Here is a 14,998-nt window from a genome sequence, read left to right as displayed (position 1 = left end):
CCTCAACAGCGGGTCCGACTCGGCCGGGCCCCATCCTCGCCGTCTCACCGCAGCGCTGCCGACCCGATCACCGCACCCAGTTCGGCCTGCTCGTCCGCCGGCAGCCGGCGGGCCGCATGCACCATGTGCAGCGCGGACCGCAGCCGCACGCGGTCCGCGGCCGTTCCGAGGTAACCGAGGTAGGCGGGGAGCGCCAGTCCCAGTGCCATGAGCTCGCCCCGCGCACACCACCGAGACACCAGCTCCCGCACCCGCCCGTCGACCGCCTCGTCGAGGCTCCGCGCCACCCCTCCCGCACCTGCTCCGCCCTCCCCCGCGGAGCCCTCGCGCGCGGAGTCCTCGTGAGCGGAGTCCTCGTGAGCACCGGCCGTGTCCCGCAGACCGGCCGCGATCGCGAAGCGGTTCCAGTCGCCGTACTGGCCCTCGGGGGCCTGCTCCACCCGCTCCGCGGCGCGCAAGAAATGCGTATGCGCCAGGGCCGGCCGGCCGAGCTGCCGGCAGGCGTGCCCCATGTTCAGATGCAGCGACGGATAGAACCCGGCCACCCGCTCGTCCCCCACCCGGTCCGCGCGGTCCAGGCACTCCTGGTTCCAACGGAGCGTCTCCTCGGGCGAGTTCTGGTGCCGTGCGAGGTAGTGCGCGGCGATGCATGCCTCGTAGTCGTCGGCAGCGCTGTCCCAGGCCTGCTGGAAGAGCGTGCGTGCCGCCCCGGCCCGTCCCTCCGCCTCGGCCTGCATCCCCGCCACGCACAGTCGCACCACAGGCAGTTCCGGATCCACCGGTCCGCTCCCCTCATCCGTCCTCAGTCGTCGGTCAGGTGACATCAGCCGTCGGTACGCCGGCATCGGAAGCGCCCGCCCCGGCGCCCTCGCGCACCGGCATCACCAGCGTCGTGAAACTCCCCTGGTCGGCGGAGCGGACCAGGACGGGCCGGTCCGGCGCAGCGATCTCCAGCAACACGTCCGGCCCCACCCCGGCCTCCAGCGCGGGCACCAGTACGGCCGGATCGAAGGCGATCCGCAGCCGCGGCCCGGTGCGCACCACCCGCATCCGGACGGGTTCCCGGCCCCCGCCCGTCACCTCCAGCACCGGCCCGGCCGCGAGATCCGCCGCGTCTCCCGCCGTGTCCGGAACCGTCGAGCCACCCACGTCCGGAACCGTCGAGCCGCCCGCGTCCGGAACCATCGAGCCACCCGCGTCCGCCGCGTCCCCCTGCCCCGCGTCCCCCTGCCCCGCACCGACCGACAACGACACCGGCCCCGCCCGCCCGGTCACCGCGTCCCGCAGCGCCACCCGGTCGACGATCACCCGATGCCGCCCCGTCTCCAGGCCCTCCAGCATCAGCCGGTAGTCCGGGAACCCACCGGGCCCCTCACCACCGCTCCGCCCCTGCCCGGCGCCCTCCGGCACCTCCCGGCAGTCCGCCCCGCTCCGCAGCCGGACCCCCGCCGCTTCTCCCGCGCACTCGATGTCGACCGTCACCTGCCGTACGGCCCACTCCGCCAGGCTCCGCGCCGTATCCGCGGCGATCAGCACCCGCCGCGGACCGCCCTCGAACCCGTCCGGCCGCAGCACCCGCACCGCCAGCCGATAGCGGTCCGTCGCCACCCAGCGCACCTCGCCGTCGGCGAGTTCGAGCAGCACACAGCCCAGCACCGGAAACTCCTCCCGGGCCGCCCCGGTCGCGGCCGCGGGCGCCACCTGCCTTAGCGCACTGGCAAGTTCGGCACCGCCGACCCGCGCCCGCGCCCGGATCCCGCGGTCCTCCCGGGCGCCGGACGCCTCCCGCAGGAGCCCCTCCACCACGGCCCGCGCCTCGTCCGCCGTCCGTCGTGTGCGCTCCAGATGGGCCCGCAGTACGTCACGCGCCGCGTCCTCGGGACCGTCCAGCACCACCGCGGCATCCACCAGCGGCAGCCCCGCCGCACGCAACTGCCGCAGCTTCACCGCCCGCGGCGCCTGCCCCGCCCCGTAGCGGCGGTACCCCGTCACGGCATCCACCCGCGCCGGCCGCAGCAGCCCGCAGTCGTCGTAGAACCGCAGGGCACTCGGCGCGAGCCCCACCCGGCGCGCGAAGACGCCGATGGTCAACAGCTGTTCGGTGTCGTCCATGGACGCGATTGTGGAGCTTCGACCAGCCTGAAGGTCAACACCGGGAAGGCGGCCCCGAGCTGCGCAAACGGGCCCGCCGCGGGGCACCGCTTCAGGCGGTCAGCTCAGCGGCGCTCCGGAACGTCCGCCGGTAGGCCAGCGGTGCCACCCCCACCGCACTGTGCAGATGCTGGCGCAGGGAGGTCCCGGTGCCGAAGCCCGCGTGATGGGCGACGAGGTCGATCGGCCAGTCCGTGGTCTCCAGCAGATGCCGGGCACGCTCGATGCGCTGTCCGGCAAGCCACTGACCGGGGCTCATCCCGACCTCGTCGCGGAAACGCCGGGTGAGGGTGCGCACGCTGACCCGGGCGTGCGCGGCGAGATCGGTCAGGGTGAGGGGCTCGCCGAGACGCTCCAGGGCCCAGGCGCGGGTGGCGGCGGTGCCGCCCGCCGAGGGCTCCGGCACGGGCTGCCGGATGAACTGGGCCTGTCCGCCGTCCCGCCAGGGCGGCACCACACACAAGCGGGCCACCTCATTGGCGACGGCGCTGCCGTGGTCACGGCGCACGATGTGCACACACAGATCCACTCCGGCGGCCGCGCCTGCCGAGGTGAGGACATCGCCGTCGTCGACGAACAGCACATTGGGGTCGACGCGAACGGTCGTGAAGAGGCGCTGCAGCTGGGTGGCCTCCCGCCAGTGCGTGGTGGCCGGCCGGTGATCGAGCAGCCCGGCGGCGGCCAGGACGAAGGAGCCGGTGCAGATGGCCACCATCCGGGTGCCGGGCCGGACCCGCTCCAGCGCCGCCCGCAGATCATCGGGCAGCCGGCCGCCCTCGCGGAGCGTGGCCTGCCCATGGGAGGGCGGGATGACGACGGTGTCGACGTGCGCAAGTACGGAGGCGTCCTCGGCGACCGCGATGTCGTAGTCGGCATCGGTGCGCACCGGGCGCCCGTCCAGGCTGCAGGTGACGACGGAGTAGAGCGGCTCGCCGGTGGCGCTGCACGCGGCACCGAAGATCCGTGCGGGAATCCCCAGCTCGAAAGGGACGACCCCGTCCAGGGCGAGAACACCGACGCGATGCATGACCCGATTCTTTCAAACGTTGGCCATCTGGACACCGCCGGGCGCCCGGCCGCCGCGGAAAGCTGGCAGCACCTCGGGAAACGCGGCCGCCGGGCGGCACGCAGACCCGCTCCCCGCCATAGGCACGTACGAAGGAGACACCATGTCCGAGACCGGGACCCCGCAGATGCGGGCCGTCAGCCAGGACACCGCCGGAGGCCCTGAGGTCCTCAAGGTGATCACGACCGACCGGCCGGTGCCCGGCCCCACGGAGATCCTGGTCCGGGTGCATGCCGCGGGCGTCAATCCGGCCGACTGGAAGACGCGGACCGCCGGCCGGTTCCACAACGGCAGCGAGCCGCCGTTCACCCTGGGATTCGATGTCTCCGGTGTGGTGGAGGCGGTCGGCCTCGGCGTCACCCTCTTCGCGCCGGGCGACAAGGTCTTCGGCATGCCGCGCTTCCCGCACCCCGCCGGGGCCTACGCCGAGTACGTCACCGCCCCGGCGCGCCACTTCGCCCACCTGCCCACAGGCCTGGACCACATCCAGGGCGCCGCCCTCCCGCTGGCTTCACTGACCGCCTGGCAGGCCCTGGTCGACACCGCGCAGGTACAGCCCGGCGCACGGGTGCTGATCCACGCCGCGGCGGGCGGCGTCGGCCATCTCGCGGTGCAGATCGCCAAATCCCGCGGCGCGTATGTGATCGGCACCGCCCGGCGGTCCAAGCATGACTTCCTGCGCGGTCTGGGCGCCGATGAGGTCATCGACTACACGGAGCAGGACTTCGCGACGGCGGTACGCGACGTCGACCTCGTGCTCGACACCATCGCCGGCGACTACGGCGCCCGCTCGCTGCGCACCCTGCGCCCCGGCGGTTCACTGATCTCGATCCTGCCGCTGGACGACACCTTCCCGGCCGACCGGGCGCGCGAGGCGGGGATACGCGCGGCGTTCGTCCTCGTCGAGCCCGACCGGGCCGGCCTGCAAGCCGTCGCCGAGCTGGTGAACACCGGAAAACTGCAGGTCAACGTCGACACGGTCTTCCCGCTTGAGGACGCCGCGAAGGCCCACGCCCTCGGCGAGACCGGCCGCACCACCGGCAAGATCGTCCTCACGGTCGCGCCCTGACGGCGGTCACTGCTCCAAGGCCCCCTTCCCACCTGCGGCGACGGTGCTCCCGCCCGTGCCGGCCGCGTGCGACAGAACCCTGACCGCAGGGCGGGAAGGGCGGCTACCGTGCAGGGGTGACCGGTTCTGCCCAGCGTCCGCTCCTCTTCCTCGACGTCGACGGGCCACTCATCCCCTTCGGGTCGAGGCCGGGCGGCCATCCGACGTATCGGACCGGCCCCACGGGGCCGGTGGCCGACGGGAATCCGCTGCTGGCCAGGATCAATCCCGCGCACGGCCCCCGCCTGCTGGCGCTCCCGTGCGAGTTGGTGTGGGCCACGACATGGATGTCCGAAGCGAACGAGTGCATCGCACCGCGGATCGGCCTGCCGGAGCTGCCACTGGTGGCCTGGCCGGAGCCGTCCGACGAGGACGAGCCGGGCGGCCTGCACTGGAAGACCTGCACCCTCGTCGACTGCGCGGACGGACGGCCGTTCGTCTGGGTCGACGACGAGATCACCGATGCCGACCGGGCCTGGGTGGCGGCACACCACCCGGGACGCGCACTGCTTCATCGCATCGACCCCCGGCAGGGCCTCACGGACCCGGACTTCGCCGCCCTCGACGCGTGGTTGCGCGCGGGCTGACCGCCGACCTGTGGGAGGGGCCTCCGCCGGCGCCCTCCGCCGGCGGTCTCCAGTGCAGGTGAAGCCCAGCCCGGCGCAGCACACCCCGACGCAGCACGCCCCGCATGTAAACAGACCGTTCAAAACACATAGTCGACAACGAGTCACCCCCCATTCCATCCTGGCCGCATGCCTTCCACTCCAGATCAGTCCGCAGACGTCTTCACGCCCTCGCACCCGGAACAGGCGCGCGCACGCCGCGTCCACGCGTCCCTGTTCCGCATCGCCGAGCGGCACGCGGCCACCGACGGGCAACGCCGCAGGCAGGTGCATCCGTCGGTCATCGGACCCCACGAAGCCGTCAGGCTCGTGTCGTTCCTGCTCAGCGGAGCCGCGCTGCCCGAAGACGGCGAGCCGGAGGTGGACCACGCCGACATCACCGCCGCGCTGAGCCTCGTCCCGCTGGCCCGCGGTGAAATGGACGAACTGGAGGCAGGGCTCCTCCAGATGGCACGGGGTCGCGGCATGACCTGGCAGGAGGTCGCCTTCGGCCTGGGGCTCGGCACTCCACAGGCCGCCCGGCAGCGCTACGAACGACTGATCGGCCGTACGGCGACCGACGCGGAGGAGGACCGCGAGAACGGCTGAGACCGAACGCAGAAGGCCGGGGTTCCCGCTCGCCGAGACCGGCCGACCCCTTTCCTCGGGCGCCCCACCGCAGCTGTACGGGCAACAACTCGCCTGCTCACAGGCCGAGACGGAGGCCCTGACGCTCGACGGAGTACATCACCTGGGGTGCATCGAATTCCGTGAAGCTGTCGATGTGCCGCATGCCGATGGCTTCAAGGAGCCGGCACGAGCGGACGTTGGCCTCTTGGGTGACCGCGATGACCGACGGGTTGTCCGAGGAGACGGTCTCCAGGGCCCAGTCGACGACGGCGGCCACCGCCTCGCGGGCATATCCGCGTCCCCAGTACTCAGGCAGGAAGAGGTAGGACACTTCCCGACGGCCGTCGAAGCGGGATTGCGGATCGACCGACACGGAGCCGATCACAGGCGCCTCGTCGCGTGTGGTCACGCTGAACAAGTGGGGACGGCTCGCGAAGTGCTCCTGGTACAGCGCGAGCTTCTGTTCCTCCACCGGACCGCCGAGGAAGCGCCGGACCTCAGGGTCCGTGCAGAGCCGGGTGAACTCCTTCACGTCAGCGGATTCCGCGGGACGCAGCAGGAGCCTGGCCGTGCGGATACGGGCGGGCCAGGAATTCATGGCAGGTAACGAAGACATGCCCCGAGCTTCGCAGCCAACGGATGCCTCGGCCTCACCGTTGGCCCTGAATTCGTGTAGCTCTCAGGTTTGTTCTGCCGACAGTGAAGACCGGCCCGACCGGGCCCGACGATCACTACAGTCCAGCCTCATGACGACGGTCACCACACGCACGGTCGAATACCCGGCTGACGGCCTCACGATGATCGGGCACCTCGCGCTCCCCGCCGGTGTCGACCGCCGGCCCGCGGTCCTGATCGGGCCCGAGGGGATGGGGCTCAGCGACGTGGAACGCCGCCGAGCCGATGCCCTGGCTGAGCTGGGGTACGTGGCGCTGGCCTTCGATCTCCACGGTGGGCGCTATGTGGGCGACCCCGAGGAGATGCTGGCCCGTTGCATGCCGCTGCTCGCCGACCCCGACCGGATGCGGGGCATCGGCCACGCGGCGCTCGACGTGTTGCGCGCCGAACCGCGCACCGACCCCGACCGGATCGCCGCTATCGGCTACGGCACCGGGGGCGCCATCGCGCTGGAACTCGGGCGCGACGGCGTCAACTTGCAGGCGATCGGGACGGTCAACGCACTGACCACGGGCCGGCCGGGCGAGGCGGCGCGCATCCGTTGCCCCGTCTGGGCCGGGGTCGGATCGGAGGACCCGATCATGCCCGCTGAGCAACGGGACGCCTTCGCAGCCGAGATGCAGGCCGCGGGCGTCGACTGGCGCCTCATGGTCTACGGCGGAGCGCTGCACGCCTTCCACCACCCACCGGTCGACCACGCCGCGCCCCCCGGCGTCGGCTACCACCCGCAGCACGCGCAGCGGGCCTGGCGCGACATCGTCGACCTGCTCGCCGACTGCCTGCCCATAGTGGAGTGAGCCAGGGCGTCAGGACTGCCCTCGTCATGACGCGACACTCGTCATGACACGGCAGCGGAGAAAAGGCCACGCAGCCCGAGAACCTGCAATCCGGCCCCTCACTCCTGTTACGTCTGTGCCATGTCCACAAACCGGGAGTAGTGACCCTGGAACGCCACCGTGATCGTGGCCGTGGGGCCGTTACGGTGCTTGGCCACGATCAGGTCGGCCTCGCCGGCGCGCGGGGACTCCTTCTCGTAGGCGTCCTCGCGGTGCAGCAGGATGACCATGTCCGCGTCCTGCTCGATCGAACCGGACTCACGGAGGTCGGAGACCATCGGCTTCTTGTCCGTGCGCTGCTCGGGGCCACGGTTCAGCTGGGAGAGCGCGATGACGGGGAGTTCCAGCTCCTTCGCCAGCAGCTTGAGGTTTCGGGACATGTCCGAGACCTCCTGCTGACGGCTCTCGGCGCGCTTCGAGCCGCCGGACTGCATCAGCTGGAGATAGTCGATGACGACCAGCTTGAGCTCATTGCGCTGCTTGAGCCGGCGGCACTTCGCGCGGATCTCCATCATCGACAGGTTCGGTGAATCGTCGATGTACAGCGGCGCGGCCGAGACATCCGGCATCCGGCGCGCCAGCCGCGTCCAGTCCTCGTCCGTCATGCTGCCGGAGCGCATGTGATGCAGCGCGACCCGCGCCTCGGCGGACAGCAGACGCATCGCGATCTCGTTGCGCCCCATTTCCAGCGAGAAGATCACGCTCGGCAGATTGCTCTTGATCGAGCAGGCCCGGGCGAAGTCCAGCGCAAGGGTCGACTTACCCATGGCGGGACGGGCCGCGATCACGATCATCTGGCCCGGGTGCAGCCCGTTCGTCAGGGAATCCAGGTCGGTGAAGCCCGTCGGCACACCCGTCATCTGGCCCTGGCGGGAGCCGATCGCCTCGATCTCGTCGAGGGCGCCTTCCATGATGTCGCCGAGCGGAAGGTAGTCCTCGCTGGTCCGCTGCTCCGTGACGGCGTAGATCTCCGCCTGGGCGCTGTTGACGATCTCGTCGACATCGCCGTCCGCCGCGTATCCCATCTGCGTAATACGGGTGCCGGCCTCGACCAGGCGGCGCAGCACGGCACGCTCATGGACGATCTCGGCGTAATACTCGGCGTTCGCGGCGGTCGGTACAGACTGCACGAGGGTGTGCAGATACGAGGCGCCGCCGACCCGCGCGATCTCGCCGCGCTTGGTGAGCTCCGCGGCGATGGTGATCGGGTCGGCCGGCTCGCCCTTGGCGTACAGGTCGAGGATCGCCTGGAAGACCAGCTCATGGGCGGGACGGTAGAAATCCTCGCCCTTGAGGACCTCGACGACGTCTGCGATGGCGTCCTTGGACAGCAGCATGCCGCCGAGCACGGACTGCTCGGCGTCGAGATCCTGTGGAGGGACCCGCTCGAAGCCGCCGGTCCAGGAGCCGCCGCCGTCGTCGTCGCGGTCCTGCCGGTCGCCGCGGCCGCGGCCCTTGCCCTCGCCCCGTCGGGAACGGGCGGCCGGCAGCAGGTCGCTGGGACCGGAGTCCGCCCAGGGGTCTTCCATGGGCTCGGGAATGCTCACCCCGGCACCTCCTCCCGTCCGCGACGCGGACCTTGCTGTGCTGTTCTTTCTTACGGCACAGCTCTGACAATCGAGTCGCCCGACTCCGGTTACGGCGCGTCGAGTTCGGACGATTTCTCAGGCCGGAACAGGCGGCGGGTGCCGGACCACGGTAGGCCCGCGGGCACCGTCCGCCAATCTGGTTATCCACAGGCCATGTGGATGACTGGCCTACAGCTGTGGAGAAGTCCCCGGATCCTGTGCACGGCCCGGGGGAAACTTCTGTGGACAAGCACACAATCACCCCACCCTCAAGCCTCTGACCTGCACTTTCCTCATCCATAGCCTGTGGGGGAGAAAAACTTCCGCCAGCGGTTCAAGATCGCGACAAACGGCACAGGGGAGACGACTCCACACAGCGGAAAGTAAGGACTGCACGGGGTTTGCATCTCTTACCTGTGGAAGATTAGATTGCGCGCATGACCCTGGCTCCCGCGACACCGCGCCGCACCGGCCGCCGCCATGACCGCGAGATCATCGCCCTCGCGCTGCCCGCCTTCGGCTCACTGGTCGCGGAACCTCTCTTCGTCATGGTCGACAGCGCCGTCATCGGCCACCTCGGCACTACCCAGCTCGCCGGCCTCGGTGTGGCGGCCGCCCTGCTGACCACCGCCGTCTCCGTCTTCGTCTTCCTCGCCTACGCCACCACCGCCGCGGTCGCCCGCCGGGTGGGCGCCGGCGACCTGCCCGCCGCCATCCGCCAGGGCATGGACGGCATCTGGCTCGCCCTGCTGCTCGGCGCCGCCGTCATCGCGACGGTACTGCCCACCGCCCCCTGGCTCGTCGAGGCCTTCGGCGCCTCCGGCACCGCCGCCCCGTACGCCACGACCTACCTCCGCATCAGCGCGCTCGGCATCCCCGCGATGCTCGTCGTGCTCGCCGCCACCGGCGTGCTCCGCGGCCTCCAGGACACCAAGACCCCCCTCTACGTCGCCCTCGGCGGCTTCTCCGCCAACGCCGCGCTCAACATCGGCCTGGTCTACGGCGCCGGCCTCGGCATCGCGGGCTCCGCCTGGGGCACCGTCATCGCCCAGTGCGGCATGGCCGCGGTCTACCTCGCCGTCGTCGTCCGCGGCGCGCGACGGCACGGGGCCTCGCTGCGTCCCGACGCCGCCGGAATCCGTGCCTCGGCCCAGGCCGGTGTGCCGCTGCTGGTCCGTACGCTCTCGCTGCGCGCTGTGCTGATGATCGCGACCGCCGTCGCCGCCCGGCTCGGCGACGCCGAGATCGCCGCCCACCAGATCGTGCTCACGCTGTGGTCCCTGCTGGCCTTCGCGCTGGACGCGATAGCCATCGCCGGGCAGGCCATCATAGGCCGCTACCTCGGCGCCGGGGATCGCGACGGCGCCAGGGCCGCCTGCCGCCGCATGATCCAGTGGGGCATCGTCTCGGGCCTGGTCCTCGGTGTGCTGGTCGCGCTCGCCCGCCCGCTGTTCATCCCCCTGTTCACCGCCGACCCGGCCGTGCAGGGCCCGCTGCTCACCACGCTCCTGGTCGTGGCCGTGACCCAGCCGGTCTCCGGCATCGTCTTCATCCTCGACGGCGTGCTGATGGGAGCGGGGGACGGCCCCTATCTCGCCTGGGCCATGGTCGCGACGCTGACCCTGTTCGCGCCGGTGGCTCTGGCCGTCCCGCTGCTCGGCGGCGGACTGGTCGCCCTGTGGTGGGCGATGACCCTGATGATGACCGTGCGAATGCTGACCCTGTGGCTGCGCACCCGCTCGGGCCGGTGGATTGTGACCGGAGCCTCCCGCTGAAGCATCTCCCGTAATACGCAGCGCGTGTCAATAATGACCCTGTGCGCTCGCTTGCCAGGAATTCCGTGCTGCCCCTGACGTTCGTCGTCATCGTGGCTGCTGCTGTGGTGGGGTACGCCACGGAGGAAGCCGACACGAACAGCAGCAGCGGTGGCGGCCGCAGCAGCTTCGGCAAATCCGGCGAGGCGGGCCAGGACCCCCAGGACCAGGATCCCGCCGCGACGGCCCCGGCCGATGACGGCAACGCGTACACCCCGCGCCGGACCGAGCAGAACGCCCGGGTCGGTGCGGTCTTCGAGAAGGACGACTCCGGCGACCACTTCTGCACCGCGAGCGTGGTGCAGAGTCCGGGCCGGAACATGCTCATCACCGCAGCGCACTGTGCCTTCGACAGCGACGGCAAAACCCCGGTGAACGACCTGGTCTTCGCCCCCGACTACCGCGACGGCGATGAGCCCACCGGCCTGTGGAAGGTCAAAAAGGTGATCCTCGACGACCGCTGGGCCAAGTCCAACGACGAAGATCTCGATGTCGCCTTCCTCGTCCTCGACAAGAAGAAGGGCAAGGAGATCCAGGACGTCCTGGGCGGGAACACACTCGGGATCGACCGTGGCTACGACAACGAGGTCAAGATCACCGGCTACCCCACCAGCCGCGACACCCCGATCTCCTGCCAGAACCGCACCACGAAGTTCAGCGACACCCAGCTGCGCATCCGGTGCACCGACTTCGAGGGCGGTACGAGCGGCAGCCCCTGGCTCGCCGACTACGACCCCAAGAGCCACACCGGCACGGTCATCGGCGTCCTGGGCGGCCACAAAGGCGGCGGCGACGAGGACGATGTCTCCTTCGCCGCGTACTTCGACGACGACATCGCCGCGCTCTACAAGCGAGCCCAGGACGAGGACTGACGCGGTCCGTCCGCGCTCCGCACACGGCGAAGGGCCGCACCCCGGTGACGGGATGCGGCCCTTCGGCGTGGTACTGCGATTACGCGGCGACGACCTCGACGCCGAGCTTCGCCACGACCTCGGCGTGCAGACGCACGGAGATCTGGTGCGCGCCCAGGGTCTTGATCGGCGAACCGAGCTCGACACGACGCTTGTCGACGTCCGGACCACCGGCAGCCTTGATCGCCGAGGCGATGTCGGCCGGGGTGACGGAGCCGAACAGGCGGCCCGCGTCGCCGGCACGGACGGCCAGCTTCACGTTGACGCCCTCGAGCCGGCCCTTGACCTCGTTGGCCTGCTCGATCGTGGCGATCTCGCGGATCTTGCGACCGCGACGGATCTGCTCGACGTCCTTCTCGCCACCCTTGGTCCAGCGGATCGCGAAACCACGCGGGACCAGGTAGTTGCGGGCGTACCCGTCCTTGACGTCAACGACGTCGCCGGCGGTGCCGAGGCCGGAGACCTCGTGGGTGAGGATGATCTTCATGATTCGGTCACCCTTCCCTTATCGCGCGGTGGACGTGTAGGGCAGCAGCGCCATCTCACGGCTGTTCTTCACAGCCGTGGCGACGTCACGCTGGTGCTGAGTGCAGTTGCCGGTTACCCGGCGGGCACGGATCTTGCCGCGGTCGGAGATGAACTTCCGCAGCAGGTTCGTGTCCTTGTAGTCGACGTAGGAGATCTTCTCCTTGCAGAACACGCAAACCTTCTTCTTAGGCTTGCGAGCAGGCGGCTTCGCCATTGTCTCTCTCCAATGAGTTCAAGAAGTTTGTGCTGACGCCCTCAAGGCCCCTGGCCGTCCCACGGCGCTGTTTCACGTGAAACCGCGCGGAGTCGACCAGCTCTACGGACCTAGAAGGGCGGCTCGTCCGAGTAGCCACCGCCGGAGCTACCGCCCCAGCCACCGCCACCGCCGCCGCCACCCTGCTGGCCACCGCCGGCCGGGCCGCCGGTCGCCCACGGGTCGTCGGCAGGAGCACCGCCGCCCTGCTGACCGCCGCCGGGGCCGCCGCCCCAGCCGCCGCCACCCTGGCCGCCGCCCTGCTGACCGCCGCCGAAGCCGCCGCCACCCTGGCCACCACGACCGCTGGTCTTGGTGATCTTGGCGGTGGCGTTCTTGAGGCTCGCGCCCACTTCCTCGACGTCGAGCTCGTAGACCGTGCGCTTCACGCCCTCGCGGTCCTCGTACGACCGCTGCTTGAGGCGGCCCTGGACGACCACGCGGGTACCCCGCGTCAGGGACTCGGCGACGTTTTCCGCCGCCTGACGCCACACCGAGCAGGTCAGGAACAGGCTCTCGCCGTCCTTCCACTCATTGGTCTGGCGGTCGAAAGTGCGGGGAGTGGACGCGACGCGGAACTTCGCGACCGCCGCACCGGACGGGGTGAAGCGCAGCTCGGGGTCGTCGACAAGATTGCCGACAACCGTGATGACGGTCTCGCCTGCCATTAGGGGAACCTCTCGGCGGGTGTGCTGCTGGCTGCTGGTGTTGCTGCTACTCGAACCCGGTTACCGCTGGACGCTGTCGCGTTCAGTGGGTCTCGGGACGGAGGACCTTGGTCCGGAGGACCGACTCATTCAGGTTCATCTGACGGTCGAGCTCCTTGACGACCGCAGGCTCGGCCTGCAGGTCGATGACCGAGTAGATGCCCTCGGGCTTCTTCTTGATCTCGTACGAGAGACGACGACGGCCCCAGGTGTCGACCTTCTCGACCTTTCCGTTGCCCTCACGGACGACGGAGAGGAAGTTCTCGATCAGCGGGGAGACAGCGCGCTCCTCGAGATCGGGGTCGAGGATGACCATCACCTCGTAGTGACGCATGTAGAACCCACCTCCTTTGGACTCAGCGGCCACGGTCGTTCCGTGGCAGGAGGGTCGTATGCGTTCCGCGCCCCGCCCGTCCGGTGCTCCGGACAGACATGGGCGCAGACCGTACAGAGTACCTGCCTGAGGCCTTCCGGTTGAAATCCGTCCGCTCCACCCCTCAATCTGGAACACAACGGGTGTGAGCGGCGTTACAGTGCGCCGCCCTGTCATCGGAGGTGCCGCATGGCACAGGCAGCACGGACCCAGCGCAGTTGGCTGTCGCTTCTCAACAGCGACGGCAAGGACCATCCCGTCGAGAACACCTTCGCCATCGTGACCGTGGTACTCGGCGCGATCGCCATCTTCACCACGCTCTCTCCCAGCCTGCACCTGGTCAGCTCCTGGGCCGGCCTGATCGGCATCGGCACCGGCCTGTGGGGTCAGTTCATCTCGTCGACGACCGGCGAGCGCTTCCTGTTGATCATCGGCCTCGGCGCAGCGGCCGTCGGCTTCTACCTCGGCCTGGCACACGGCGGCCTCTTCGGCGGTGTCATCGGCTAGCCGATGCGGCATACGGGGCCCCAGCCCGTATGGCCCAGACGGGGCGCTCCACGGTCACAGTAGGCTTCGGCGCGAGAGCCGGAGCCCCGACCATGGGGACACACCTGCCGAGGAGCGCCCCGCATGAGCCTGACCCTGAGGACCATCAGCCGAGAGCAGCATCTGGCATATATCCAGAGTCTGCCCGCGGCCAGCCACATGCAGGTCCCCGCCTGGGCGGACGTCAAGGCCGAATGGCGTTCGGAGAGCCTGGGCTGGTTCGACCCGAGCGGCGAGATGGTCGGCGCCGGACTGGTCCTGTACCGCCAGGTGCCCAAGGTCAAGCGCTACCTCGCGTACCTCCCCGAGGGCCCGGTCATCAACTGGTACGCGCCGAACCTGGAGGACTGGCTGCAGCCGATGCTCGCGCATCTCAAGCAGGAGGGTGCCTTCACGGTGAAGATGGGCCCGCCGGTCATCATCCGCCGCTGGGACTCCCAGGCCATCAAGGCCGGCATCCAGAACCCGGACGTCAAGCGGCTCCGGGACGTCGAGGCGACCCACATCGAGCCGCGCGCCTTCGAGGTGGCCGACAAGCTGCGCCGCATGGGCTGGCAGCAGGGCGAGGACGGCGGCGCCGGCTTCGCCGACGTACAGCCGCGCTATGTCTTCCAGGTGCCGCTGGCCGACCGTTCGCTGGAAGAGGTCCACAAGGGCTTCAACCAGCTGTGGCGCCGCAACATCAAAAAGGCCGAGAAGGCCGGTGTCGAGGTGGTCCAGGGCGGCTACGACGACCTGGCCGAGTGGCAGCGTCTCTACGAGATCACCGCGGTGCGTGACCACTTCCGGCCGCGTCCGCTCAGCTACTTCCAGCGCATGTGGTCGGCCCTCAACGCCGAGGACCCCAACCGCATGCGGCTGTACTTCGCCCGCCACAACGGCGTGAACCTGTCGGCCGCGACGATGCTCGTCGTCGGCGGGCACGTCTGGTACTCCTACGGGGCCTCGGACAACATCGGCCGTGAGGTCCGGCCCTCCAACGCGATGCAGTGGAAGATGCTGCAGGACTCCTACGCGCTCGGCGCCTCGGTCTACGACCTCCGCGGCATCAGCGACTCGCTCGACGAGAACGACCACCTCTTCGGCCTGATCCAGTTCAAGGTCGGCACAGGTGGGCAGGCAGCGGAGTACCTCGGTGAGTGGGACTTCCCGCTCAACAAGCTTCTGCACAAGGCGTTCGACCTCTACATGGCGCGCCGCTGACGCTCCACCGCACCGTTCGTCACC

17 protein-coding genes are annotated in these 14,998 nt (G+C 70.0%); 8 read left to right on the top strand and 9 right to left on the bottom strand.

Annotation, left to right across the window (positions count from 1 at the left end; genetic code table 11):
- Positions 1-44: 44 nt before the first annotated feature.
- The 3 genes from NUT86_RS21220 to NUT86_RS21210 all read right to left on the bottom strand — a co-directional run bounded on the left by NUT86_RS21220 (position 45) and on the right by NUT86_RS21210 (position 3,178).
- Positions 45-779 (bottom strand): hypothetical protein, encoded by a 735-nt coding sequence (locus NUT86_RS21220; RefSeq protein ID WP_274737087.1) that lies wholly within the window; start codon positions 777-779, stop codon positions 45-47.
- A 34-nt stretch (positions 780-813) separates the two neighbouring features.
- The gene (locus tag NUT86_RS21215; RefSeq protein ID WP_274737085.1) at positions 814-2,112 is read right to left on the bottom strand and encodes a MerR family transcriptional regulator; all 1,299 of its coding nucleotides are present in this window, start codon (positions 2,110-2,112) and stop codon (positions 814-816) included.
- A gap of 91 nt (positions 2,113-2,203) precedes the next feature.
- On the bottom strand, positions 2,204-3,178 hold the full coding sequence (locus NUT86_RS21210; RefSeq protein ID WP_274737083.1) for a GlxA family transcriptional regulator: 975 nt from the start codon (positions 3,176-3,178) through the stop codon (positions 2,204-2,206).
- A 142-nt stretch (positions 3,179-3,320) separates the two neighbouring features.
- On the opposite strand from NUT86_RS21210, the gene NUT86_RS21205 reads away from it, so the two are divergent.
- The 3 genes from NUT86_RS21205 to NUT86_RS21195 all read left to right on the top strand — a co-directional run bounded on the left by NUT86_RS21205 (position 3,321) and on the right by NUT86_RS21195 (position 5,539).
- On the top strand, positions 3,321-4,286 hold the full coding sequence (locus NUT86_RS21205; RefSeq protein WP_159487370.1) for an NADP-dependent oxidoreductase: 966 nt from the start codon (positions 3,321-3,323) through the stop codon (positions 4,284-4,286).
- 116 nt (positions 4,287-4,402) lie between these two features.
- Entirely contained in the window at positions 4,403-4,912 is a 510-nt protein-coding gene (locus NUT86_RS21200; protein ID WP_274737081.1) for an HAD domain-containing protein, read from the top strand.
- 168 nt (positions 4,913-5,080) lie between these two features.
- Positions 5,081-5,539, top strand: coding sequence for a hypothetical protein (locus tag NUT86_RS21195; RefSeq protein ID WP_018092127.1), 459 nt, complete (start codon positions 5,081-5,083; stop codon positions 5,537-5,539).
- Positions 5,540-5,636: 97 nt separating this feature from the next.
- On the opposite strand, the gene NUT86_RS21190 is transcribed toward NUT86_RS21195, so the two are convergent.
- Positions 5,637-6,176 (bottom strand): GNAT family N-acetyltransferase, encoded by a 540-nt coding sequence (locus NUT86_RS21190; RefSeq protein ID WP_229838120.1) that lies wholly within the window; start codon positions 6,174-6,176, stop codon positions 5,637-5,639.
- A 130-nt stretch (positions 6,177-6,306) separates the two neighbouring features.
- Between NUT86_RS21190 and NUT86_RS21185 the strand changes: the two genes are divergently transcribed.
- Entirely contained in the window at positions 6,307-7,032 is a 726-nt protein-coding gene (locus tag NUT86_RS21185; protein WP_274737080.1) for a dienelactone hydrolase family protein, read from the top strand.
- A gap of 107 nt (positions 7,033-7,139) precedes the next feature.
- On the opposite strand, the gene dnaB is transcribed toward NUT86_RS21185, so the two are convergent.
- Positions 7,140-8,600, bottom strand: coding sequence for a replicative DNA helicase (gene dnaB, locus NUT86_RS21180; protein WP_018092124.1), 1,461 nt, complete (start codon positions 8,598-8,600; stop codon positions 7,140-7,142).
- A 476-nt stretch (positions 8,601-9,076) separates the two neighbouring features.
- On the opposite strand from dnaB, the gene NUT86_RS21175 reads away from it, so the two are divergent.
- Both NUT86_RS21175 and NUT86_RS21170 read left to right on the top strand, forming a co-directional pair.
- Positions 9,077-10,414: an MATE family efflux transporter gene (locus tag NUT86_RS21175; protein WP_274737078.1), complete on the top strand. Its 1,338-nt coding sequence runs from the start codon at positions 9,077-9,079 to the stop codon at positions 10,412-10,414.
- Positions 10,415-10,479: 65 nt separating this feature from the next.
- Positions 10,480-11,325, top strand: coding sequence for a trypsin-like serine peptidase (locus tag NUT86_RS21170; RefSeq protein ID WP_018092122.1), 846 nt, complete (start codon positions 10,480-10,482; stop codon positions 11,323-11,325).
- Positions 11,326-11,404: 79 nt separating this feature from the next.
- Here NUT86_RS21170 and rplI read toward each other — a convergent pair whose 3' ends face one another.
- From rplI to rpsF, 4 genes are all read right to left on the bottom strand, one after another.
- Positions 11,405-11,851 carry a 50S ribosomal protein L9 gene (rplI, locus tag NUT86_RS21165; protein ID WP_018092121.1) on the bottom strand — a complete coding sequence of 149 codons (447 nt, stop codon included), beginning with the start codon at positions 11,849-11,851 and terminating at the stop codon, positions 11,405-11,407.
- An 18-nt stretch (positions 11,852-11,869) separates the two neighbouring features.
- Positions 11,870-12,106, bottom strand: coding sequence for a 30S ribosomal protein S18 (gene rpsR, locus NUT86_RS21160; protein WP_003978893.1), 237 nt, complete (start codon positions 12,104-12,106; stop codon positions 11,870-11,872).
- Between the two features lie 110 nt (positions 12,107-12,216).
- On the bottom strand, positions 12,217-12,813 hold the full coding sequence (locus NUT86_RS21155; protein WP_093640827.1) for a single-stranded DNA-binding protein: 597 nt from the start codon (positions 12,811-12,813) through the stop codon (positions 12,217-12,219).
- An 82-nt stretch (positions 12,814-12,895) separates the two neighbouring features.
- On the bottom strand, positions 12,896-13,186 hold the full coding sequence (gene rpsF, locus NUT86_RS21150; RefSeq protein WP_006604399.1) for a 30S ribosomal protein S6: 291 nt from the start codon (positions 13,184-13,186) through the stop codon (positions 12,896-12,898).
- A gap of 228 nt (positions 13,187-13,414) precedes the next feature.
- Between rpsF and NUT86_RS21145 the strand changes: the two genes are divergently transcribed.
- Both NUT86_RS21145 and NUT86_RS21140 read left to right on the top strand, forming a co-directional pair.
- Positions 13,415-13,732: a hypothetical protein gene (locus NUT86_RS21145; protein WP_018092119.1), complete on the top strand. Its 318-nt coding sequence runs from the start codon at positions 13,415-13,417 to the stop codon at positions 13,730-13,732.
- Between the two features lie 123 nt (positions 13,733-13,855).
- Positions 13,856-14,974, top strand: a complete 1,119-nt coding sequence (locus NUT86_RS21140) for a lipid II:glycine glycyltransferase FemX (RefSeq protein ID WP_018092118.1) — start codon at positions 13,856-13,858, stop codon at positions 14,972-14,974.
- Positions 14,975-14,998: the final 24 nt, after the last annotated feature.

It is taken from the genome of Streptomyces sp. G7(2002), from assembly GCF_028870195.1.
Taxonomy (GTDB): domain Bacteria; phylum Actinomycetota; class Actinomycetes; order Streptomycetales; family Streptomycetaceae; genus Streptomyces; species Streptomyces nigrescens.
This window is presented reverse-complemented; position numbering and strand designations above follow the sequence as displayed.